At 37.6% G+C, this 22,308-nt stretch carries 17 protein-coding genes and 5 pseudogenes; 19 read left to right on the top strand and 3 right to left on the bottom strand.

The genetic code is table 11. From position 1 onward, the window contains the following. Positions 1 to 71 precede the first annotated feature (71 nt). The 16 genes and pseudogenes from mutL to nrdG all read left to right on the top strand — a co-directional run bounded on the left by mutL (position 72) and on the right by nrdG (position 15,242). Entirely contained in the window at positions 72 to 2,039 is a 1,968-nt protein-coding gene (gene mutL, locus AT575_RS09655; RefSeq protein WP_102778132.1) for a DNA mismatch repair endonuclease MutL, read from the top strand. A gap of 10 nt (positions 2,040 to 2,049) precedes the next feature. Next, positions 2,050 to 3,272: pseudogene (locus AT575_RS09650) on the top strand (MDR family MFS transporter). Between the two features lies 1 nt (position 3,273). After that, positions 3,274 to 3,866: pseudogene (gene ruvA / locus AT575_RS09645) on the top strand (Holliday junction branch migration protein RuvA). Positions 3,867 to 3,869: 3 nt separating this feature from the next. Then, positions 3,870 to 4,423, top strand: a pseudogene (locus AT575_RS09640) (DNA-3-methyladenine glycosylase I). A 121-nt stretch (positions 4,424 to 4,544) separates the two neighbouring features. After that, positions 4,545 to 5,798, top strand: a complete 1,254-nt coding sequence (locus tag AT575_RS09635; protein WP_102778131.1) for a competence/damage-inducible protein A — start codon at positions 4,545 to 4,547, stop codon at positions 5,796 to 5,798. An 89-nt stretch (positions 5,799 to 5,887) separates the two neighbouring features. Beyond that, a complete protein-coding gene (recA, locus tag AT575_RS09630; RefSeq protein ID WP_102778130.1) occupies positions 5,888 to 7,024 on the top strand; it encodes a recombinase RecA in 1,137 nt (378 codons plus the stop codon). 332 nt (positions 7,025 to 7,356) lie between these two features. Then, positions 7,357 to 7,755 (top strand): transcriptional regulator Spx, encoded by a 399-nt coding sequence (gene spx / locus AT575_RS09625; protein WP_071794160.1) that lies wholly within the window; start codon positions 7,357 to 7,359, stop codon positions 7,753 to 7,755. Between the two features lie 112 nt (positions 7,756 to 7,867). Continuing rightward, the gene (locus AT575_RS09620) at positions 7,868 to 8,137 is read left to right on the top strand and encodes an IreB family regulatory phosphoprotein (RefSeq protein ID WP_003083367.1); all 270 of its coding nucleotides are present in this window, start codon (positions 7,868 to 7,870) and stop codon (positions 8,135 to 8,137) included. Further along, entirely contained in the window at positions 8,134 to 8,553 is a 420-nt protein-coding gene (ruvX, locus tag AT575_RS09615) for a Holliday junction resolvase RuvX (RefSeq protein ID WP_071794158.1), read from the top strand. The genes AT575_RS09620 and ruvX overlap by 4 nt, the downstream gene beginning before the upstream one ends. Positions 8,554 to 8,563: 10 nt before the next feature. Further along, positions 8,564 to 8,875: a DUF1292 domain-containing protein gene (locus AT575_RS09610; protein WP_071794157.1), complete on the top strand. Its 312-nt coding sequence runs from the start codon at positions 8,564 to 8,566 to the stop codon at positions 8,873 to 8,875. Between the two features lie 156 nt (positions 8,876 to 9,031). After that, a complete protein-coding gene (locus AT575_RS09605; protein ID WP_415746821.1) occupies positions 9,032 to 10,594 on the top strand; it encodes a glycosyltransferase family protein in 1,563 nt (520 codons plus the stop codon). Between the two features lie 102 nt (positions 10,595 to 10,696). Continuing rightward, complete coding sequence (gene nrdD, locus AT575_RS09600; RefSeq protein WP_415746830.1) at positions 10,697 to 12,892, top strand: anaerobic ribonucleoside-triphosphate reductase; 2,196 nt, start codon at positions 10,697 to 10,699, stop codon at positions 12,890 to 12,892. A 104-nt stretch (positions 12,893 to 12,996) separates the two neighbouring features. Beyond that, a complete protein-coding gene (locus AT575_RS10645; protein WP_165778667.1) occupies positions 12,997 to 13,152 on the top strand; it encodes a hypothetical protein in 156 nt (51 codons plus the stop codon). A gap of 23 nt (positions 13,153 to 13,175) precedes the next feature. Further along, positions 13,176 to 14,108, top strand: coding sequence for a Gfo/Idh/MocA family protein (locus AT575_RS09595; RefSeq protein ID WP_102778181.1), 933 nt, complete (start codon positions 13,176 to 13,178; stop codon positions 14,106 to 14,108). Positions 14,109 to 14,117: 9 nt separating this feature from the next. Next, positions 14,118 to 14,615: a GNAT family N-acetyltransferase gene (locus AT575_RS09590; protein ID WP_102778128.1), complete on the top strand. Its 498-nt coding sequence runs from the start codon at positions 14,118 to 14,120 to the stop codon at positions 14,613 to 14,615. Between the two features lie 12 nt (positions 14,616 to 14,627). Then, positions 14,628 to 15,242 (top strand): anaerobic ribonucleoside-triphosphate reductase activating protein, encoded by a 615-nt coding sequence (nrdG, locus tag AT575_RS09585; RefSeq protein WP_102778127.1) that lies wholly within the window; start codon positions 14,628 to 14,630, stop codon positions 15,240 to 15,242. Between the two features lie 123 nt (positions 15,243 to 15,365). Here the strand turns inward: nrdG and yaaA are convergent, their stop codons facing one another. Together yaaA and AT575_RS09575 are read right to left on the bottom strand one after the other, a co-directional pair. Beyond that, a complete protein-coding gene (gene yaaA, locus AT575_RS09580) occupies positions 15,366 to 16,097 on the bottom strand; it encodes a peroxide stress protein YaaA (RefSeq protein ID WP_102778180.1) in 732 nt (243 codons plus the stop codon). A gap of 51 nt (positions 16,098 to 16,148) precedes the next feature. Next, on the bottom strand, positions 16,149 to 17,003 hold the full coding sequence (locus tag AT575_RS09575; protein WP_102778126.1) for a VOC family protein: 855 nt from the start codon (positions 17,001 to 17,003) through the stop codon (positions 16,149 to 16,151). A gap of 205 nt (positions 17,004 to 17,208) precedes the next feature. Between AT575_RS09575 and AT575_RS09570 the strand changes: the two genes are divergently transcribed. After that, the gene (locus tag AT575_RS09570; RefSeq protein WP_102778125.1) at positions 17,209 to 17,532 is read left to right on the top strand and encodes a winged helix-turn-helix transcriptional regulator; all 324 of its coding nucleotides are present in this window, start codon (positions 17,209 to 17,211) and stop codon (positions 17,530 to 17,532) included. Between the two features lie 102 nt (positions 17,533 to 17,634). On the opposite strand, the gene treR is transcribed toward AT575_RS09570, so the two are convergent. Further along, positions 17,635 to 18,348, bottom strand: a complete 714-nt coding sequence (gene treR, locus AT575_RS09565) for a trehalose operon repressor (RefSeq protein ID WP_102778124.1) — start codon at positions 18,346 to 18,348, stop codon at positions 17,635 to 17,637. A 216-nt stretch (positions 18,349 to 18,564) separates the two neighbouring features. Here treR and treP point away from each other — a divergent pair. Beyond that, positions 18,565 to 20,563, top strand: a pseudogene (gene treP / locus AT575_RS09560) (PTS system trehalose-specific EIIBC component). A gap of 64 nt (positions 20,564 to 20,627) precedes the next feature. After that, positions 20,628 to 22,255: pseudogene (gene treC, locus AT575_RS09555) on the top strand (alpha,alpha-phosphotrehalase). The last annotated feature ends 53 nt before the right edge of the window (positions 22,256 to 22,308 follow it).

Genomic DNA, 22,308 nt, shown 5'->3' with positions numbered 1-22,308 from the left:
GAATTAGAAAAAGGCCAAAGTCTCTTTCCCTTTTATGTTATAATATTCCTTAAGAATGTGAGGTCAAGTCAATGAATAAAATAGTCGAGCTACCAGAAATATTGGCCAATCAAATTGCGGCGGGCGAAGTTATTGAACGCCCCGCTAGTGTCGTTAAAGAATTGGTCGAAAATGCAATTGATGCGGCTAGTAGTCAAATTACTATTGAAATAGAAGAGTCTGGCTTAAAATCAATCAAAATCACGGATAACGGGGAAGGCATGTCAGCTCAAGATTTACCAAAAAGTATCTTGAGACATGCCACCAGTAAAATTAAAAATCAAAGTGATCTTTTCCGGATTAGAACGCTAGGCTTCCGCGGTGAAGCTCTTCCATCTATTGCTTCCATTAGTGAATTAACCATTGAAACGGCAACTGAAAGTGCCCAATCTGGTTCGCGGATTTTTGTGCGTGGCGGGAAAATTGAAAAAACAGAGGATTTTTCAACGCCTGTCGGAACTAAAATCACAGTTGAAAACCTTTTTTACAATACCCCTGCTCGTCTCAAGTACATGAAGAGTATGCAGTCGGAGTTGGCTCATATTGTCGATGTGGTTAATCGTTTGAGTCTAGGGCATCCTGAGATTGCTTTCCGTTTAATTAGTGATGGTCGGGAAATGACCAATACATCTGGATCTGGGCAATTAAAACAGGCAATTGCTGGCATTTATGGCTTGCAAACGGCTAAAAAGATGGTGGAAATTTCCAATGCTGATTTGGACTTTGAAGTGTCTGGTTACGTTAGCTTGCCAGAATTAACCAGAGCTAATCGTAACTATATCACCCTATTAATTAATGGTCGCTACATCAAAAACTTTCTCTTGAATCGGGCTATTCTTGATGGTTATGGATCTAAGTTGATGGTCGGTCGTTTTCCAATTGTGGTTATTGATATTCAAATTGATCCCTATTTAGCTGATGTCAATGTTCATCCTACCAAACAAGAAGTGCGTATTTCTAAAGAAAAAGAATTGATGGCACTGATTTCTGCAGCTATTGCGGATGCTCTTAAAGTCCAAGATTTGATTCCAGATGCTTTAGAAAATTTGGCTAAATCATCTACTAGAACAAAAGTTAAAGTGGAACAAACACGTTTGCCTTTACAGTCTAGTAAACTTTATTATGACCCTCAACGCAATGACTTTTTTGTGGAAAAAAATGAAGTTAGCGAGGATAGACCGGTCATTAATGATGACAGGGTAGATGTTTACAAGGCTGTCAACTCTGTTGAAGAAGGCCCAGCTGTAAACATGCAGTCTTCTGTTAAGCATGCTAGTCGCCCCAATTTAGAATTGGAAGATGGAGACCATTCCGACCAAATTCTAAAAAATAAAAAGAAATTGGAACAGCTGGTTGATAAGCTAGAAAATGAAGAGGCGTCAACCTTCCCTGAACTCGATTATTTTGGTCAAATGCACGGGACTTATCTGTTTGCTCAAGGCAATCAGGGCCTCTTTATTATTGACCAACATGCGGCGCAAGAACGTGTCAAGTATGAATATTATCGGGAAAAAATTGGGGAAGTTGACAGTAGTTTACAGCAACTTTTAGTACCTTATTTATTTGAGTTTTCAGGGGCTGATTTCCTAAATCTGCAAGAAAAAATGCCTTTACTGAATGAAGTTGGCATTTATCTGGAACCTTATGGTAACAACACCTTTATCTTGAGGGAACATCCCATTTGGATGAAGGAAAGTGAGATTGAATCAGGGGTTTATGAGATGTGCGATATGCTGCTCTTGACCCAAGAAGTTTCGATTAAAACCTACCGTGCTGAGTTGGCCATTATGATGAGTTGTAAAAAATCTATCAAGGCAAACCATACACTAGATGATTATTCAGCGCGACAATTGCTTCTACAACTAGCTCAATGCAAAAATCCTTATAATTGTCCTCATGGTAGACCAGTATTGATTCATTTTAGTAAAGCAGATATGGAAAAAATGTTCCGACGGATTCAAGAAAATCATACCAGCTTGAGGGATTTAGGCAAGTATTAGAAAGGAAGTCATGAAAGAGTTTTTTAACTTATCTAAGCAAATACAAATCAGGCAACTGGTCCGTTTTGTGACCATTACCTTGGGTTCAAGCATTTTCCCTTTCATGGCCATGTACTACACCAGTTATTTTGGGACCTTTTGGACAGGGATTTTGATGATGGTGACCAGTTTAGCCGGCTTCTTTGGAAGCTTTATGGCGGTCATTTATCCGACGCCATTGGCCGGAAAAAGGTGGTCATCTACGGTTCAATTGGCTCAACCTTAGGTTGGCTCCTAACCATTATTGCCAATCTTCCCGGCCACGTCTTGCCAACAGTCATGTTTCTTGGCATATTGCTAGTAGAATTAGCTTCTAGCTTTTACGCCCCAGCTTACGAAGCCATGTTGATTGATCTAACGGATTTGAGCAATCGTAAATTCGTTTATACCATTAATTATTGGTTTATCAATATTGCTGTCATGTTTGGTGCAGGAATTTCAGGTCTTTTCTATGACCATTACTTTTTAGAATTATTGATATCCCTTTTAATTGCCAATATTATTTGTTTTTATATCGCCTATCGCTATTTTGATGAAACGAGACCTGACGATGACAACTTTAGCCATAGCTTGGGGCTAAAAGGAACTTTTGGCAACTATAAAGAAGTTCTCGTAGATAGGGCTTTTCTCCTCTTTACCTTAGGTTCTATCCTTTCTTCAAGTATTTGGCTACAAATGGATAATTATGTTCCCGTCCATCTAAAGCTGGCATTTGAGCAAATAGAACTTTTGGGGTATACCATAACCAGTGCAAAAATGTTGTCAATCATGGTATTTATCAATACTGTATTGATAGTCACTTTAATGTCCCTAACCAACAAATTAACAGAAAAATGGCCCCTTATGAGGCAGTTCGTGATCGGAACGACCCTCTTTACCTTAGGAATGTTTTTAGCCTTTTCACTAAGTCATTTTTGGGGGATTGTGATAGCAGTTGTTCTATTTACGATTGGTGAAATGATTAATGTTCCAACAAGCCAGGTCTTGCGAGCAGATATGATGGATCAATCTAAAATTGGTTCTTATACCGGATTTATTTCAATGGCCCAGCCTTTGGGAGCAATCTTAGCGGGCTTAATCGTTTCTTTGAGTCATTTTACAGGATTACTAGGCGTTCAAATCGTCTTCTTAATTATTGCTATTATGGGAATGAATCTAATCATTTTAGCAGCAAAACAGAAAGCAAAGGTATAACATGTTTGATTACATAAAAGGCCAGTTAACAAAAATTACTGCCAAATATATTGTCGTTGAGACAAGTGGCTTAGGATATATTATCTATGTTGCCAATCCCTATAGTTTTACAGAAAGTGTCAACCAAAATGTGACCATTTATCTGCATCAAGTTATCCGGGAGGATGCCCACCTATTATTTGGTTTCCATACCGAAGATGAAAAGGATGTCTTTTTAAAACTGATTTCGGTTTCAGGAATTGGCCCAATGACAGCCTTAGCGATTGTTGCAGTTGATGATAACCAAGGCTTGTTACTGCCATTGATAATAGTGACATTAAGTACTTGATGAAGTTCCCTAAAATTGGTAAGAAGACGGCACAGCAAATGATTCTTGACTTAGCCGGCAAGTTTGTGGAAGCACCCGCAAATGCTCAGAAGCAGAGCCAAAGCCAATCATCTGCAAATCAGCAACTTGATGAAGCCATTGAGGCACTATTGGCGCTCGGCTATAAAGCAACAGAGCTTAAGAAAATTCGAGCATTCTTTGAAGGTACCGACGAAACGGCTGAGCAGTACATCAAGTCAGCCCTTAAAATGTTGATGAAGGGGTAACATATGACAAAACGCTGTGCATGGGTACCTGTGGATAACCAACTCTATTGCGACTATCACGACAAGGAATGGGGCAAGCCCATATATGATGATCAAAAGCTCTTCGAACTTCTCTGCTTAGAATCCTATCAGTCAGGCCTTTCATGGCTGACTGTTTTGCGAAAACGCCCTGCTTTCAATCAGGTTTTCCACAACTATGAGATTGCTAAAGTGGCTCAGTTCACCGAAGACGAAATGGCTGACGCCTTACAGAATCAAGCATAATCCGCCATCGATTGAAGTTGGCAGCAACCGTCAACAACGCACAAGCCCTGCTAAAAATGCAGGAAGCAGGTCTATCTTTCTCAGACTATCTCTGGGGCTTTGTTGGTGGTGAGTCCATCAACAACCTGGTCGACCTGCAGCATCCAGTTCCTGCCCAAACCGATCTATCAGTAGCCTTAGCTAAAGACTTGAAAAAACGAGGCTTTAAATTCTTAGGACCAACTACTATTTACTCCTTTATGCAAGCCTCAGGAATGGTAAATGATCATGAAAGTACATGTAGTTTTAAATAAATGACAAAATAGTAAAGTTATAACTTTACTATTTTCTTGTTTTCGGCTATAATTAATAAATGGTTTTAGATTTTTTATGATAAAATGAAATAAAATTACGAATGATTAAGTAGGTGGTTAAATGAATGCTGAAATAATTGCTGTTGGAACGGAAATTCTAACCGGACAAATTGTCAATACAAATGCACAGTTTATTTCAGAAAAGATGGCTGAGATTGGAGTTGATGTTTATTATCAAACAGCAGTAGGTGATAATGAAAAGAGATTACTAGAAGTTATTGATACTGCTAGTAAAAGGAGTGAATTAATTATTCTGACGGGTGGTCTTGGACCTACAGAAGATGACTTGACCAAACAAACCTTAGCTAAATTTTTAGGAAAATCACTCGTCTTTGATCAGCAAGCAAAGGATAAACTGGATCAATTTTTTGCTTCGCGGTCTAAGACTTCGAGAACACCCAACAATGAAAGACAAGCGCAGATAATCGAAGGTTCAATTCCTATTCAAAATATTACAGGTCTTGCTGTTGGGGGATTATTAGTAGATGGGGAAAAGACTTATGTTGTCTTGCCAGGGCCACCTAGTGAATTAAAACCCATGGTAACTAAGCATTTAGTTCCTTTGCTAAGTAAAGGAAATGAAATCCTTTATTCTAAAGTCTTAAGATTTTTTGGTATCGGTGAGAGTCAGTTAGTAACAGTTCTATCGGAATATATCAAGGATCAAACTGACCCGACGATTGCTCCTTATGCAAAAACTGGAGAAGTTACTTTACGCCTATCCACTAAATCCAATAGTGAGCAAGAGGCTAATGAAAAATTAGATTCTCTTGAAAAAGAATTACTCTCTGTAAGGAGTTTAGATAAGACGCCTTTATCAGAGTACATGTATGGATATGGTGAAGACAATAGCCTTGCAAAAGTTGTCTTCGAAAACATCCTTAATAGAAAATTGACAATAAGTGCGGCTGAAAGTTTAACGGCTGGTATGTTTCAAGCGAAGCTTGCTGATTTTTCAGGTTCATCTCAACTATTTAAGGGTGGTTATGTTACCTATAGCATAGAAGAAAAAACAAGAATGTTAGGAATACCTCTTGCCGATTTACAAGAGCATGGCGTTGTCAGTCACTTTACCGCTCAGCAAATGGCTCTGAAATCACGTCAGTTAACGCAATCTGATATTGGTGTTGGCTTAACAGGAGTTGCGGGTCCAGGTGAATTAGAAGGACATCCAGCTGGAACGGTTTATATTGGTATTTCAACTACCGAAAAAACAGAATCCATACAAGTATCAATTGGTGGAAGAAGTCGGTCAGACATTCGTTATATCGCAATGATGCATGCATTCAATTTGGTCCGAAAAACTTTATTATAAAGTTGTAATTTGATATAATAACATAAGTCTGGGAGCTTTTTATCATAAAAATCATTATGATTTAACTTCCAATGAAAGAGGAGAAAGAATTGGCAAAAAAAGTTAAAAAAACAGAAGAAATCACTAAAAAGTTTGGCGATGATCGTCGCAAAGCTTTAGACGATGCCTTAAAGAATATTGAAAAAGATTTTGGTAAAGGTGCTGTTATGCGTCTTGGTGAAAGAGCTGAGCAGAAAGTACAAGTTATGAGTTCAGGAAGCCTTGCTCTAGATATTGCTTTAGGTGCTGGAGGTTATCCGAAAGGACGCATTATCGAAATCTACGGACCAGAATCTTCTGGTAAAACAACCGTTGCACTACATGCTGTTGCTCAAGCACAAAAAGAAGGAGGCATTGCTGCCTTTATCGATGCTGAGCATGCTTTAGATCCTGCTTATGCAGCTTCACTTGGCGTTAATATTGATGAATTACTTCTTTCTCAACCAGATTCAGGTGAACAAGGTCTTGAGATTGCTGGTAAATTGATTGATTCAGGTGCCGTTGACCTAGTTGTTGTGGACTCTGTTGCAGCCTTAGTACCTCGTGCTGAAATTGATGGGGATATCGGTGATAGTCACGTTGGTTTGCAAGCACGTATGATGAGTCAAGCCATGCGTAAACTATCGGCTTCAATCAATAAAACAAAAACAATTGCTATTTTCATTAACCAATTGCGTGAAAAAGTTGGGGTTATGTTTGGTAATCCTGAAACAACACCTGGTGGTCGTGCTTTGAAATTCTACGCTTCAGTCCGTTTAGATGTTCGTGGAAATACACAAATTAAAGGTACTGGCGATCAAAAAGATAGCAATATTGGTAAGGAAACAAAAATCAAAGTTGTTAAAAACAAAGTTGCTCCTCCATTCAAAGTTGCAGAAGTTGAAATCATGTATGGTGAAGGAATTTCACGTACAGGTGAACTTATTAAAATTGCATCTGATTTAGATGTGATTCAAAAGGCAGGAGCTTGGTTCTCATACAATGGTGAGAAAATCGGTCAAGGTTCTGAAAATGCTAAAAAATTCTTAGCAGATAATCCTGAAATCTTTGAAGAAATCGACCATAAAGTCCGTGTCAAAGTAGGCTTGTTGGAAGATGAGACAGAGGAAGTATTAGATTCACCTGCTGAGGTAGAAGCAGATGAGCTTGTTCTAGATTTAGATGATGCCATCGAAATTGAAGATTAATAAAAAAGACCTAAGGGTCTTTTTTTGTGTTCTATGTCCAAGTATCTAAGTTTACTTTCTCAGATTGCTACTAATTGACGGAGAAATAATTGGAGGAGATGACCATAAAGACATGTGATTTATAGTCGGTATTGGAGTTTGGGGGTCTTCGATCGGAGAAGTTTAAAAATTGTGTAAAAGCGATTACAAGCCTGTTACAATGGGAGAAAAATCACAAAAAATTGGGTAAATTAACTAAAAAAGAGCAAAAAAATAGGTCCAAAGACCTATGTTCATGATTTCTAACTATGTTACAATTATCATATCACGAAATAGAAAGTGAGAACAACAACATGATTAAAATTTATACGATTTCAAGTTGTACGAGCTGCAAAAAGGCGAAAACATGGTTAAATGGCCACAAGCTCCCATATAAAGAACAGAACTTAGGAAAAGAACCTTTAACAAAAGAAGAAATTTTAGCAATTCTATCAAAAACAGAAAATGGTGTAGAGAGCATTGTCTCTTCTAAAAACCGTTATGCTAAGGCATTAAATTGCAATATTGAAGAATTGAGTGTGAGTGAAGTCATCGACTTAATCCAGGACAATCCTCGTATTCTTAAAAGTCCTATTTTAATTGATGATAAACGATTACAAGTTGGTTATAAGGAAGATGACATTAGAGCTTTCTTACCTCGCTCTATACGTAACATCGAAAATACGGAGGCACGCTTGCGTGCAGCCTTGTAAAAAAAGCTCTTCTTAGAGCTTTTTTTCTTGTCTCATAACTAGATTTCTTGTTAAATTTCTAAAAATAAGCTATAATAAATCATAGCACTTAGTTTAGAAAGAAGGTGTCAGTATGGGATTTACAGACGAAACAGTCCGCTTTAAATTAGATGATGGAGATAAGAAAGAGATTAGTGAAACTTTAACTGCTGTCTACCATTCATTAGAGGAAAAAGGTTACAATCCAATCAATCAAATCGTTGGTTATGTATTAAGTGGAGACCCTGCTTACGTTCCAAGATATAATGATGCCCGAAACCAAATTCGCAAATATGAACGTGATGAAATTGTAGAAGAACTCGTTCGTTATTATCTACAAGGAAATGGTATCGACGTTAAATGAGAGTAATGGGATTGGACGTAGGTTCAAAAACAGTAGGAGTTGCTATTAGTGACCCCCTAGGTTTTACTGCTCAAGGACTTGAAATTATTAAGATTGACGAAGAGAAAGAAATTTTCGGATTCGATCGCTTGGGAGAACTTGTAGAACAGTATAAGGTAGATCGATTTGTTGTTGGCTTACCTAAAAATATGAATAATACAAGTGGTCCCCGAGTAGAAGCTAGTCAGGCTTATGGCCAAAAAATAGAAGAACTTTTTAAGATTCCTGTGGAATATCAGGATGAACGTCTAACTACTGTTCAAGCAGAAAGAATGTTGATTGAACAAGCGGATGTTAGTCGCGGGAAACGCAAAAAAGTTATTGATAAACTAGCTGCACAGCTTATTTTACAAAATTATTTAGATAGAACCTACTAAGGAGAAAAAAATGGCACATAATCACGACCACGATCATGATCACGAACATGAAGTTATTACGCTTGTTGATGAACAAGGTAATGAATCATTATTTGAAATCCTATTAACTATTGATGGTAAAGAAGAATTTGGTAAAAACTATGTTCTTTTAGTACCAGCTGGTTCTGAAGAAGATGAATCTGGTGAAATTGAAATTCAGGCTTACTCATTTACTGAAAATGAAGATGGTACTGAAGGCGATTTACAACCAATTCCTGAAGATTCAGATGCTGAATGGGATATGATTGAAGAAGTTTTCAATAGCTTTTTAGACGAAGAATAATAGAAGGCCCTGAGGGGTCTTTTTTTGTTTTCCTTTTTATCATTTTGGGCTAGAATTTTTACAATTTGGGCTAGAATTTTTACAATTTGGGATCTGAAATTGACTATGGCCATTAATCTGATATACTTGTTGTATGACATTTCAAGGAGAAGATAAGTGAGTCAAATGACTGATGATTATATGCCGGATTTAGCAGATATTCCAATGGATGACGGCCCAACAATTCATACTACAAAATACGAAACTAAAGTACCAAGTTTACATAAAGGCTATATTTTATGCTTTAGTATTTTTCTAGCTTTTTTCAGTGTCGCTAATCCTTTTTTTCTACACTTTGCAAATCCTTTGCAATCGCAAAACCTTTATATCGGGATGATGTTGGCAAAAGGACAAATTCCTTATAGTGAAGTCTTCACTAGTGGGGGAATGCTCTATTTTGTTTTGATTGCCTTAAGTTATTTCTGGGGTTCTAGCTTCTGGTTACTGATTTTTGAAGGTATCGCATTTTATATGTCAGGTATTTACTTCTATAAATTGGTTCATTTTATAGTTGGCAATCGAAAGGTATCACTGAGTTTTACCTTATTATTATTTATGTTTATGGCTACGCTTGGATTTGGTGGGATGTACCCAGTCCAATTTGCCATGCCTTTCCTTTTAATGGCACTTTGGTTCTTAACCAAATATTTTGCTGAATTAACCAAGGATGAGTCCTTTATTCTATTTGGTTTGGCCGGTGGTATGTCAATGCTCTTAGAACCTAAAACGCTGGTTTTTTGGCTCTTTGTTGCCATTGCTATTATTATCTATAATCGAAAACAAAAACACTTGGCTCGTGGCTTTTACCAATTATTAGCCATTATCTGGGGTTTATCATTAGTATTTTACACTGCTGGTTATTTCATTCTTGATTTACAGATTTTAGGTCCCTATATTTCTCAGGCCGTTGCCTATCAATTCACCTATTTTAGGGTAGGAGATTTGCCAGTTTTACTTTCACTAGTCATTCAATTCGCCTTTCTATTTGGTCTCGGTTTCCTCAACGGTTATTATTATTTCTTTAAAACAAAATATCAAGACAATGACTACTATATCAAGTGGTTATTAGTTTCAGTCACAATCACTTATTTTGTTTTTGCTGCATTCAGTGGTGACTTTTACCCTTATCATTTACTAGGTTTACTCCCTTTTGCTTTGTTATTGACAGTATTTCCATTTGCTAATTATTACGCTGATGCTTTAAAATTAAATAGTCATCGACGTGGAAGAAGACGCAAATATGGCATTCTAACTTTAATCAGCCTTTATTTTAAAAAGAATTATTATTTACCTTTAGTTGTCATTATTTTGTCACTAGGGCTATCGATGTATTCTTATCATGAGCTTAATCTTCTAGTAAGGGATAGAGAGTCTGTTATTACTTTTGTGAAGAAAAAGGTAGCAAAATCTGAAAAAATATATGTTTGGGATCAGACCTCACAAATTTATTTAGAGGGTCAGCGAAAAACAGCCTCCCAATTTGCTTCTCCGTCTGTTAATGTGAAAAAAGCTGAGAACAAACGCATTTTAGTTGATGAGCTTTTACAGAATAATGCTAGCTATATTATTGTCAATGATAAGATGACTTTACCAAAAAATCTAAAAAAACATTTAAAAAGTGACTATCGAATGATAGATAGAGCTGATACGACAAGCTTTCATATCTATCAACAAAAATAAGTTGAAAATCAATATGTTGTGTTTGAGCAAATTTCTTGACACAAGATATTGATTTTTTTTCTTGTCGTGATATAATAGTCCAAGTAAGGAGAAATGAAAATGATGACAGAAGAAAAAGAAACTATATTTGCTCAACCTGATATAAAAGTAATTAAACGTGACGGTCGTTTAGTGTCTTTTGACACGACGAAAATCTATAGTGCTTTATTGAAAGCGAGTCTTGAAGTTACTAAGATGTCACCCTTGGTTGAAGCTAAACTAGAGGCTATTTCTGATCGTGTCATTGCGGAAATTCAAGATCGTTTTCCAAACAATATTAAAATTTACGAAATTCAAAATATCGTAGAGCACGAATTATTATCAGCTAATGAGTATGCCATTGCCAAGGCTTATATTAATTATCGAACTCAACGTGATTTTGCGCGCTCTCAAGCAACTGATATTAACTTTACCATTGATAAACTGCTTAATAAAGATCAAACAGTCGTAAACGAGAATGCTAATAAGGACAGTGATGTCTTTAACACGCAACGTGATTTAACGGCTGGTATTGTCGGAAAGTCAATTGGCTTAAAAATGTTACCTCCTCATGTCGCCAATGCCCATCAAAAGGGTGATATTCATTATCATGATTTGGATTATAGTCCCTATACGCCAATGACTAACTGTTGTTTAATTGACTTTAAAGGGATGTTAGCCAATGGATTCAAAATTGGTAATGCCGAAGTTGAAAGTCCAAAATCAATTCAAACAGCGACTGCACAAATCTCACAAATCATTGCCAACGTTGCTTCAAGTCAGTACGGTGGCTGTACTGCTGATCGTATTGACGAATTCTTAGCCCCATACGCCGAGCTCAATTACAAGAAACACATGGCTGACGCTGAAAAATGGGTTATTGAAGAGAAACGTGAAGCTTATGCCTATGAGAAAACACAAAAAGACATCTATGATGCCATGCAATCATTGGAATATGAGATTAATACTCTTTTCACTTCTAATGGGCAAACACCATTTACATCTCTTGGATTTGGCTTAGGGACATCTTGGTTTGAGCGTGAAATTCAGAAGGCTATACTTGAGATTCGGATTAAAGGGCTTGGTAGTGAACATCGAACTGCTATTTTCCCCAAATTAATTTTTACTGTAAAACGAGGTTTAAACTTAGAGGAAGATACACCTAACTACGATATTAAACAGTTAGCCTTGGAATGTGCTACAAAACGCATGTATCCGGATATGCTTTCCTATGACAAAATTATCGATTTAACGGGCTCTTTCAAGGCACCAATGGGATGTCGTTCATTCTTACAAGGATGGAAAGATGAAAATGGTCAAGATGTGACTTCTGGTCGGATGAACTTAGGGGTCGTCACTTTGAATCTTCCACGTATTGCTTTGGAATCTAATGGTGACATGGATAAATTCTGGGAGCTTTTTAATGAGCGCCTTGGAATTGGTAAAGACGCACTTGTTTATCGTGTTGAACGCGTTAAGGAAGCTAGTCCAGCCAATGCTCCAATTCTTTACCAATATGGTGCCTTCGGCAAACGTCTGAACAAGACAGATTCTGTTGACGAACTATTCAAAAATCGTCGAGCTACCGTTTCTTTAGGCTATATTGGCCTTTATGAAGTGGCTTCTGTTTTCTATGGTGGAGAGTGGGAAACAAATGATGAAGCAAAAGAATTTACAGTATCCATTATAAAAGCCATGAAAGAGGCTTGTGAAGATTGGTCTAACACTTATGGCTACCATTTCTCAGTTTATTCAACACCGTCGGAAAGTCTTACAGATCGCTTCTGTCGTTTAGATACTGAAAAGTTTGGTGTTCTTGAGAACATCACAGATAAAGAGTACTATACAAACTCGTTCCACTATGATGTCCGGAAAAATCCAACTCCATTTGAAAAATTGGACTTTGAAAAGATTTATCCTGAAGTGGGTACGTCTGGTGGCTTCATTCACTATTGTGAGTACCCGGTATTGCAACAGAATCCTAAGGCTTTGGAAGCTGTTTGGGATTATGCATATGACCGAGTTGGCTACCTAGGAACAAACACGCCAATTGATAAGTGTTACCAGTGTCAATTTGAAGGTGATTTCAAACCTACTGAAAGAGGCTTTACATGTCCAAACTGTGGCAATAATGACCCGAAAACAGTTGATGTGGTTAAACGAACATGTGGCTATCTTGGGAACCCACAGGCACGTCCAATGGTTAATGGTCGTCATAAAGAAATCACGTCACGTGTTAAACATATGAATGGATCAACCATAAAATACCCAGGCTTGTAAGATTAGTCTCAATAGCAATTTTTCAAAAATGATGTTATGCTTAAAAGGTTGCTTACCAAAAGCAATCTTTTATTTATATCAGATGTCAGAAAAGAGGAAGAAAAATGGGAAAATATCAATTAGATTATAAAGGCATGCAGCAAGTGGAGCGTTTCCATGAGAAACAATCACAAAAGTCTGCTACGAAAAAAGACAAATCAAAAGACTTAAAAGCACAATTCTTGGAAAAACTAAAGAAACAAGCTAAAAAAGATAAGTAAGACCAAAGAAAGAGGCATTCATGATGTTAAAACTTGGTATTGTTGGATTAGGTGGTATTTCGCAAAAAGCCTATTTACCTTATATGCGCCAGCTTAGTGGTATTGAATGGCATTTATTTACACGTAATCAAGAAACCTTAGTTAAGGTTGATCAGCTTTTTGGACAGTCAAAAACTTATGCTAAGGTTGAAGAACTTGCTGCTAGTGATTTGGATGGGGTCTTTATTCATGTGGTTACAAAAGTCCACTATCAGATGGCTAAACTCTTTCTTGAGCGTGGTATTCCTGTCTATATGGATAAACCATTAACAGAGTCCTTTCAAGAAAGTCTAGAGCTCTATCAATTAGCTGAAAAACATAATACCTTTTTAATGGCTGGCTTTAATAGACGTTTTGCCCCACGCGTAAAAGAACTGTCAACTTTGTCAAATAAGTGTAAAGTTCATGTTGAAAAAAACGATAGTAATAGACCGGGAGATTTTGTCTTTAAAGTTTTTGACTTCTTTATTCATCCCCTTGATACAGCGCTATTTTTAATAGATCAACCACTTGAATCAGGGAGCTTTGATTATCAATTAGAAGATGGTTTGCTTTGTCAAGTTTCTGTCAACTTAAAAACGAAATCTTCTAGGATTACAGCAGCCATGAATTTACAGTCTGGAAGTCGTCGCGAAGTTATGGAAGTTCAAGGTCCGGAAATGACCATGCACCTGGAAAATCTTGATGAATTAACGATTTTTACAGCTACTGATCAAGAAAGAAAAGGCTTTAGTTCTTGGGATACAACCCTTTACAAGAGAGGTTTTGAGACCATTATTGATGCCTTTATTGAAGCAATTACAACAGGTGTCAACCCTGTCAATCCAGAAACAAGTCTTTTAAGTCATTGGATTTGCCATCAAATTGTTACTTCACAGGATTGTTCCGGAAACTTAGATATACATTTACCTAAATAGGAGTTTATGATGGAATTAAGAAGACCTAGATTGTCAGATAAATTGGCAATTCTTGAGATGATGCAAGAATTTGAAATTGAAAAGTCAGCCCATGATGGTGGCTTCTGGGATTGGGAAAATTTTGATTATGAAGAGTGGCTCGATAGGAACAAGGATTTTGAGGCTGGGATTGGTGTTCCTAATCATTTCGTTCCATCGATTCAATTTGTCGCTTTTGATGAAAAAACTCAAAAGACACTTGGTTTTTTAAGTTTACGTCTTCGCTTGAATGATGCTCTCCTCAAAGAAGGGGGTCACATAGGTTATTCCGTCCGGCCAAGTCAAAGACGAAATGGCTACGCTAAAGAAATGTTAAGTAAAGCTATAACGATTGCTCGTGACAAGAATATTCGGGAAATTTTAGTGACCTGTAAGACTAACAATCCAGCAAGTCGATCAGTCATCCTTGCAAATGGTGGTCATTTGGAAGATATTCAGAATGATACGGAGCGTTATTGGATTAAATAAAAGGTAGGTTTCATGTCAGAAAAATGTTGGAATAATCCTAAACCAAAAGAATGGCAGGCTAAAGACCTTAGTAAAGGTCGTGTCATTGACTATAAAGCTTTTAATTTTGTTGACGGTGAAGGGGTAAGAAATTCATTATATGTTTCAGGATGTATGTTTCACTGTAAAGGCTGCTACAATGCGGCTACCTGGTCTTTTAATGCTGGAATGCCTTATACTGAAGAACTTGAAGAACAAATCATGACTGATTTGGCGCAACCCTATGTCCAAGGGTTAACCCTTTTAGGTGGTGAACCTTTCTTGAATACAAACTTTTTGATACCATTGATTAAACGTATTCGAAAAGAATTACCGGAAAAAGACATTTGGTCATGGACTGGCTACACTTGGGAAGAAATGATGGAAGAATCAGAAGATAAGCTAGAGATGTTATCTTTGATTGATATCTTAGTAGATGGACGTTTTGATATTACTAAGAAGAACTTGATGCTCCAGTTTAGAGGTTCCTCAAATCAACGGATTATTGATGTTCAAGAGTCCTTAAAGTCTGGTCAAGTAGTTATCTGGTCAAAATTAAATGATGGTGACCAGTCTTTTGAACAAGTTAGTCGGGATCATTTACTATAAACTAAGGACTACTTTTCTGCTCATGGATAGTATGGAAATAAAGGACTTTATCATCTTATCCTCAAACTTATCCACAAGCTGTGTATAAGTCATGAAGTTGTGGATGAAAGCAAAAAAAGAGGCCTAGGCCTCTTTTTTGATATAGACAAAATGTTTGGTATCAGATTCTAGGTCATCAAAGCGAAAATCACTGAATTCAAGCTTTTTCAGGTCTTTTAGGGTCTTACAGTTAGCCTTGCAGGCTGCTGTTAAGAAGTCTCCTCGTCCTTTTTTAGAGATTGTTGAATGACTTTTTAAAAGGCCATTTTTTTTCTCTAAAAATGTGACACTTATCCACAGTTGTCTTTTTTCAGGACTGAAGACATCCTCGAATTCACTGGATAAAAGGGAGATAAAAGGTCCTTTTCGCTCTAGAAATTGGTCATAAGCTGGGCGCCAATAGCTTTTTAAAGATTCTTGCTTGACTTTGACTTTGGTTTGAAAATCTAGTCGATGTTCAGCGATTGGGTAATCAAAGGGAATGATGCCATAAAGGGAAGAGGTGATAAAGGTATTGTTGATTAAATACTTTTCTTCTTTCTTAGTTAGGTTATCACGTTCAATATGACGGTACATGAGACCATTGAAGAGGCGATAAGCTGGATAGGTTGGTGCTTGATCCCTGTGGATAGCATGGATTCTATCAGACTCTTTTGAAGCTGCTTGGGGACTTATTTTATAAGCAACAGCCAGTTCCTCAACTGTTAAAGAGGCAAGTTGATCGATGATTGCTCGGCTATTCTCCGGAAGGGAAGGAGGGAACTCCTGATTTGGGATGACCATTTCTTTGGCACTTGGTATGAGATAGGTTAACATGTCTTTATTGTAGTAAAGTAAAAGCCCTTCTGTCAAGAAAGGGCTAATGTGTTAAGCTTCTAATGTTACTTTGCTTGTGATGCCATCAGTATCAGTTGTTAAGAAGCTCTTTTTAGTTTTTTCAGTAACGGTCATGCCGTGAAGTTGAGCTTTTTTATATGTAGCTTCAAAAGCAAGTGCATCGGCAAATGTAATAGTAAGGAAGTTTAAACCGGGAATGCCAGCTTTTTTAGCGGCAAGATTTGGTCCAGCCCAATGGTTAAAGGCTAAGTGATGGTGGTAGCCACCAGATGCAATCCATGATGCTGTAGGAATAGTCATTTTGTCTGCCATCCCAAATACTTTTTGGTAAAGTTGTGAAGAAGCTAAGGCATCTTTAACGCTTAAATGCACATGTCCTAAGATAGTTCCTTGAGGCAATGTGAAGGTTGCTGGAATTTCAGTCAATTCATCAAGCATTCCTTGGGCGTCCATTGGGTCAGTAACACCAATGATATGTCCGTCTTCACGAATATCCCATTGACTCATGTCTTTATCGCGGTAAATTTCAATTCCGTTTCCTTCTGGGTCGCTGAGGTAAATCGCTTCGCTATAACCGTGATCTGCAGCGCCTTCAAGTGGTGCATGGCTAGTTGCTAAGTGATGAAGCGCCTGCCCAAGTGACTGACGGTCAGGAACTAGGATGGCTGTATGGTATAATCCATAAGTTAATTGACGTGGTGACGGTGATTTTAGAAGTTCAAGAAAAACAGTTTGGCCGTCAATAGTCAGATGTGTTTTGTTTTCATCTTGGCTAAGAATAGTAAAACCAATCATTTCAGTGTAGAAACGGGTCATGTTTTCTAGGTTATTAACATAAAGGGAAACAGTGCCTAAGGTAATTTGTGATTGATATGGATAAGTCATAGTGGGTCCTCATTCTTTTTTGTTCTTAAGTATATGATATACCCTAAGTTTCTTTTTGAAAAGTAGGCACTTTATTGTGCTTTAGTTACTTATAAGTAACAATTGTGAGTTTTCAGCGTTTTGAATGGTAACTTGCTTTAATTTTTATTTAGGATATAATAGTATCTAAGTTACTAAAAGAAACTATTAAGAAAGAAGTGATGACATGCCTGAAGAAAATGCCCAATGTCCTGTTGAAACAACTTTGGCTTTAATTGGCGATAAGTGGAAAATTTTGATTTTAAGAGACTTATTGAAAGGTACCATGCGTTTCGGTCAATTGAAGAATTCCATTGGCAAAGTCAGTCAAAAAGTTTTGACCAGTCAGTTGCGTGATATGGAAGCTCATGGCTTGGTCGATCGGAAAGTCTATGCGGAAGTACCACCTCGGGTAGAGTACTCTTTGACTGAGACTGGTTTAAGTCTGGAACCAGTGATTAATGCCATGCTTGACTGGGGTCAAGATTATCAAGATAAGTTTTTATCATAAAAAAACCTTTATGAGGATCAATTGTTTAGAGCAAGTGATCTGTCTCATAAAGGTTTTTCTTATTTTTTTTTAGCTAAGCAAGGATTTGTAGCTAAAGATTTTTTATTTTGGTTTGCGTCTTGCAAAGTCGACAAACTTGAATTTTTCTAATTTATGCCGGCTTTCTGTAAATTGGAACTGTTCATTTGATGATAAGTAAACTTTTGATTTAACGGAGACCACATGTCGATCGGACCCTAGGTCTAATAAGATTTTATCCTTATCATTCACTTGGTCAATGGTAACCTCTTTTAAAGCAAAATCAATGGCTAACTTTAGCTCTTTTTCTAAGTATTCATAGAGGGATTTTTCGGCAATTTCTCGGCTTATTTTAGGAACAATTGTTTTACTCAAATAGTCTATGTCAAGGACTGAAGCTACGCCGTCAACAACCCTTTGACGGGTGATTCGCCATACCAGTGAATTAACTGGAAATCCTGTTAATTTAGCCGTTTTTTCATCAACAATCAGTTTATCGATAGCAATAACATTGGTTTTGGAATTCATGTTAAAGTAGGAAACCAATTCTTGATAGCTGGTCAATTCTGAGATTGGAAATAGAATTTGGTGATGTTTAATGACTTGAGTTCCTCTACCTTGTTGCTTTTTAACGAGACCTGCTTTTGCCAGAAGATTGAGGGCCTTGCGAATGGTATCGCGGCTAGCATCATATTCCTGACTTAACTCGATTTCTGTTGGTAAGAAGTCATCAATGGCATAAATTTCTTTAGATATTTTTTCTTCTAAATCTTTAAAAATACGTTCATATTTTTTCATTATATATGGAATCTCTTTCTAACTTGTCTAATTTTCAACATACAAGATAACATATTTAGGTAAAAAAAGTCAATTTATTGAGCAAACAACTTGCATACAAATTTGGAATCGATTACAATTGAAGGGTAGATTAAATTCTCAAAAAGAATTTATAAAAATTAATTTTTGCTTGTTTTAGAAAAAGCAAGCATGGGAAAAGGACCTAGGGGAAATCAAATGGGAAAATTTGAAAACGAAGCTAAGACGCTCCTAACTGCCATTGGTGGTAAGGAAAACATCAAGGCTGTTACTCACTGTGCGACTCGTATGCGTTTTGTTTTAAACGATAACAGTAAAGCCAATGTTAAAGAAATCGAAAAGATTTCAGCTGTTAAAGGAACATTTACTAATGCTGGACAATTCCAAGTTATTATTGGTAATGATGTCCCAATTTTTTATAATGACTTTACAGCAGTGTCTGGCATTGAGGGCGTTTCAAAAGAAGCGGCTAAATCAGCAGCTAAAAGTAATCAAAATGTTTTCCAACGTGTGATGACAATGTTGCTGAAATCTTCACGCCAATCATTCCAGCAATCATCGTTGGGGGTCTTATTTTAGGTTTCCGTAACTTAATTGACAGTGTTCCTTGGAGTTTCCTTGATGGAAAAACTGTCGTAGAAGTTTCTAAATTCTGGGCTGGTGTTGATGCCTTCCTATGGTTACCAGGTGAAGCGATCTTCCACTTCCTTCCAGTTGGTATTACTTGGTCAGTAACACGCAAAATGGGTACAACTCAGATCCTCGGTATCGTTCTTGGTATCTGTTTGGTATCTCCACAGTTACTTAATGCCTATGCAGTAGCAAGTACACCAGCATCTGAAATTGCTAAAAACTGGGTTTGGGATTTTGGTTTCTTCACTGTTAACAAAATCGGTTATCAAGCACAAGTTATCCCTGCTTTACTAGCTGGTTTATCTCTTGCTTATTTGGAAATCTTCTGGCGTAAACGTATTCCTGAAGTTGTTTCAATGATCTTTGTACCATTCTTATCATTAGTCCCTGCTATTATCTTAGCACATACTGTTTTAGGCCCTCTAGGTTGGACAATTGGTAAAGGAATCTCATTTGTCGTTCTTGCTGGTTTAACTGGACCTGTTAAATGGTTGTTTGGTGCTATCTTCGGTGCTTTATATGCGCCACTTGTTATCACTGGTTTGCATCACATGTCAAATGCCATCGATACTCAGTTGATTGCCGATACTGCAACTCATACCACTGGTTTGTGGCCAATGATTGCCCTTTCAAATATTGCTCAAGGTTCTGCCGTGTTTGGTTATTACCTCATGAACCGTCATAATGATAAAGAAGCAGAAATTTCGCTTCCAGCAGCAATCTCAGCTTACCTTGGTGTTACTGAGCCTGCCTTATTCGGGGTTAATGTTAAATACATCTACCATTTGTTGCCGGTATGATTGGTTCAAGTGTTGCTGGTTTATTATGTACAACAATGAACGTCCAAGCTAACTCAATTGGTGTTGGTGGACTTCCAGGTTTCATGGCCATCAATGTTAAATACATGGTACCATTCTTCATCTGTATGGCAGTAGCTATTGCTGTACCGATTGCTCTAACATTCTTCTTCCGTAAATCAAATATCATGACTAAAGCTGAAGATGAAGCTATTGCTGCTCGTTTAGCTGACGAAGCAGTTGAAGCTCCAGTCGCTGAAGCAGCAACTACAGCAGCTGCTGGTTCAGCACTTGCTGAAGCAGGTTCATCTGTTGCCTTAGTTAGCCCACTTACTGGTGAGGTTAAACCTTTAAGTGAAGCTGTTGACCCAGTCTTTGCCCAAGGTGTTATGGGACAAGGTGTTCTGATTCAACCAACTGAAGGTGAATTAGTTTCTCCAGTTGATGCTCAAGTATCTGTTTTATTCCCTACAAAACATGCGGTTGGTTTAGTCTCTACTGATGGTGCTGAACTCTTAATGCATATTGGTATGGATACAGTAAATCTTGAAGGAAAAGGCTTTACTGCTCATGTTAGCCAAGGTGACTATGTTAAAGCGGGTGACAAATTAATCTCCTTTGATATGGATGCTATTAAAGAAGCAGGTTATCCAACTGAAACTCCGGTTATTGTAACTAACCAAGATGCATATACTGTTGACGTTGAAGGTGACCTACCTCGTCAAATCGTTCGTAATGAAGCTATGATGAAAGCAGTCAAAAAATAAGTTTGAAAAACGAAAATCAGGAACTGGTAACAGTTCCTGATGTCATTTAAGGGAAAGGAAAACTATGACTATCGATAAACGTAAAGTTGTCTATCAAATTTACCCTAAATCTTATAAGGATACTAGTGGTAATGGTATCGGTGATTTAAAAGGGATTATTGAAAAAATGCCTTACTTGAAAGAACTGGGTATTGACATGATTTGGTTAAATCCATTTTATCCAAGTCCTCAAAGGGATAACGGATATGATGTTGCAGATTATACTGCTGTCAATCCTGATTTTGGTACAATGGCTGATTTTGAAGAATTGATTGCTGTTGGGCAAGATCTTGGCATTGATTTCATGCTGGATATGGTACTAAACCATTGTTCGACAGAAAATGAGTGGTTCCAAAAAGCTTTGGCAGGGGATAAGTACTACCAAGACTTCTTTATTCTTCGTGACCAACCAACGGATTGGGTTTCCAAATTTGGCGGCAATGCTTGGGCTCCTTTTGGTGATACAGGTAAATACTATCTCCATTTATTTGATGTCACACAGGCTGATTTAGATTGGCGTAATCCAAATGTCCGTGAAGAACTCTTTAAAGTGGTTAATTTCTGGCGTGATAAGGGTGTTAAAGGCTTCCGTTTTGATGTGATTAATTTAATTGGTAAAGACGAAGAGTTGGTTGATTGCCCGGTCAATGATGGTAAACCTGCATATACTGACCGTCCTATCACGCATGACTACCTTAAAATGATGAATAATGCCAGCTTTGGTCAAGATGATTCCTTCATGACAGTTGGTGAAATGTCAGCGACAACTATTGAAAATTGTATTCTTTATACTGCTCCAGAACGCGAGGAGCTTTCAATGGCCTTTAACTTCCACCATTTGAAAGTGGATTATTTGGATGGCCAAAAGTGGACCATCATGGACTTTGATTTTGTCGCGTTACGCGATCTCTTCCATTCATGGGGTGAGGGAATGAGCAAGGGAGACGGATGGAATGCCTTGTTCTACAATAACCATGACCAACCAAGAGCGCTAAACCGTTTTGTTGACGTGAAAAACTTCCGCAATGAAGGAGCAACCATGTTGGCGGCATCGATTCACTTGTCGCGTGGGACACCTTACATCTACATGGGAGAAGAGATTGGGATGATTGATCCGGATTATAGTTCCATGGCAGATTATGTCGATATTGAAAGTTTAAATGCCTACCAAATCATGTTGGATGAGGGTAAAACGCCCGAGCAAGCTTTTGCTATCATCCAAGCCAAGTCCCGCGATAATTCACGGACACCAATGCAGTGGGATGCTAGCGAAAATGCTGGTTTCACCACCGGTACACCTTGGTTGAAAGCCGGTAAATCATATCAAGAAATCAATGTTGAAACAGAGAAAAATGGAAGGATTTTCCCATTCTATCAGCAACTGATTAAACTTCGTAAGGAAATGCCATTAATTGCTGAAGGTGATTATAAGGTGCATACAAGGACAGCACAAGTGTCTATGCCTTTGAGCGTCACTTAGATGACCAAAAACTCTTGGTTCTAAACAACTTCTATGCTGATGAAGTGACTTTAGATTTAGAAGAAGCTTATCAAAATGGGCAAGTATTGATTAGTAACTATGCTGGTGAAGCAACTGTGGGTCAAAGTATTACCCTTAAAGCATATCAAACCATTGCCATTCAAGGTAAATAATTAAGTATTACCAAAATTCTCAAAAAGCTTGGAGATTGTGCATTCTCTAAAAA

This window comes from Streptococcus penaeicida (genome assembly GCF_002887775.1).
Classification (GTDB): domain Bacteria; phylum Bacillota; class Bacilli; order Lactobacillales; family Streptococcaceae; genus Streptococcus; species Streptococcus penaeicida.
Note: the sequence above shows the minus strand (reverse complement) of the source record. Positions and strands in the feature narration are given on the sequence as shown.

Bases quoted from the DNA above. Each gene is read 5' to 3' on its own strand.
- ruvX (WP_071794158.1), top strand. From the start codon at position 8,134: ATGAGAGTAATGGGATTGGACGTAGGTTCAAAAACAGTAGGAGTTGCT.
- AT575_RS09570 (WP_102778125.1), top strand. From the start codon at position 17,209: ATGCCTGAAGAAAATGCCCAATGTCCTGTTGAAACAACTTTGGCTTTA.
- yaaA (WP_102778180.1), bottom strand. From the start codon at position 16,097: ATGTTAACCTATCTCATACCAAGTGCCAAAGAAATGGTCATCCCAAAT.
- AT575_RS09620 (WP_003083367.1), top strand. From the start codon at position 7,868: ATGGGATTTACAGACGAAACAGTCCGCTTTAAATTAGATGATGGAGAT.
- AT575_RS09590 (WP_102778128.1), top strand. From the start codon at position 14,118: ATGGAATTAAGAAGACCTAGATTGTCAGATAAATTGGCAATTCTTGAG.
- treR (WP_102778124.1), bottom strand. From the start codon at position 18,348: ATGAAAAAATATGAACGTATTTTTAAAGATTTAGAAGAAAAAATATCT.
- mutL (WP_102778132.1), top strand. From the start codon at position 72: ATGAATAAAATAGTCGAGCTACCAGAAATATTGGCCAATCAAATTGCG.
- AT575_RS09610 (WP_071794157.1), top strand. From the start codon at position 8,564: ATGGCACATAATCACGACCACGATCATGATCACGAACATGAAGTTATT.
- nrdG (WP_102778127.1), top strand. From the start codon at position 14,628: ATGTCAGAAAAATGTTGGAATAATCCTAAACCAAAAGAATGGCAGGCT.
- AT575_RS09595 (WP_102778181.1), top strand. From the start codon at position 13,176: ATGTTAAAACTTGGTATTGTTGGATTAGGTGGTATTTCGCAAAAAGCC.
- AT575_RS09575 (WP_102778126.1), bottom strand. From the start codon at position 17,003: ATGACTTATCCATATCAATCACAAATTACCTTAGGCACTGTTTCCCTT.
- nrdD (WP_415746830.1), top strand. From the start codon at position 10,697: ATGACAGAAGAAAAAGAAACTATATTTGCTCAACCTGATATAAAAGTA.
- spx (WP_071794160.1), top strand. From the start codon at position 7,357: ATGATTAAAATTTATACGATTTCAAGTTGTACGAGCTGCAAAAAGGCG.
- AT575_RS10645 (WP_165778667.1), top strand. From the start codon at position 12,997: ATGGGAAAATATCAATTAGATTATAAAGGCATGCAGCAAGTGGAGCGT.
- AT575_RS09635 (WP_102778131.1), top strand. From the start codon at position 4,545: ATGAATGCTGAAATAATTGCTGTTGGAACGGAAATTCTAACCGGACAA.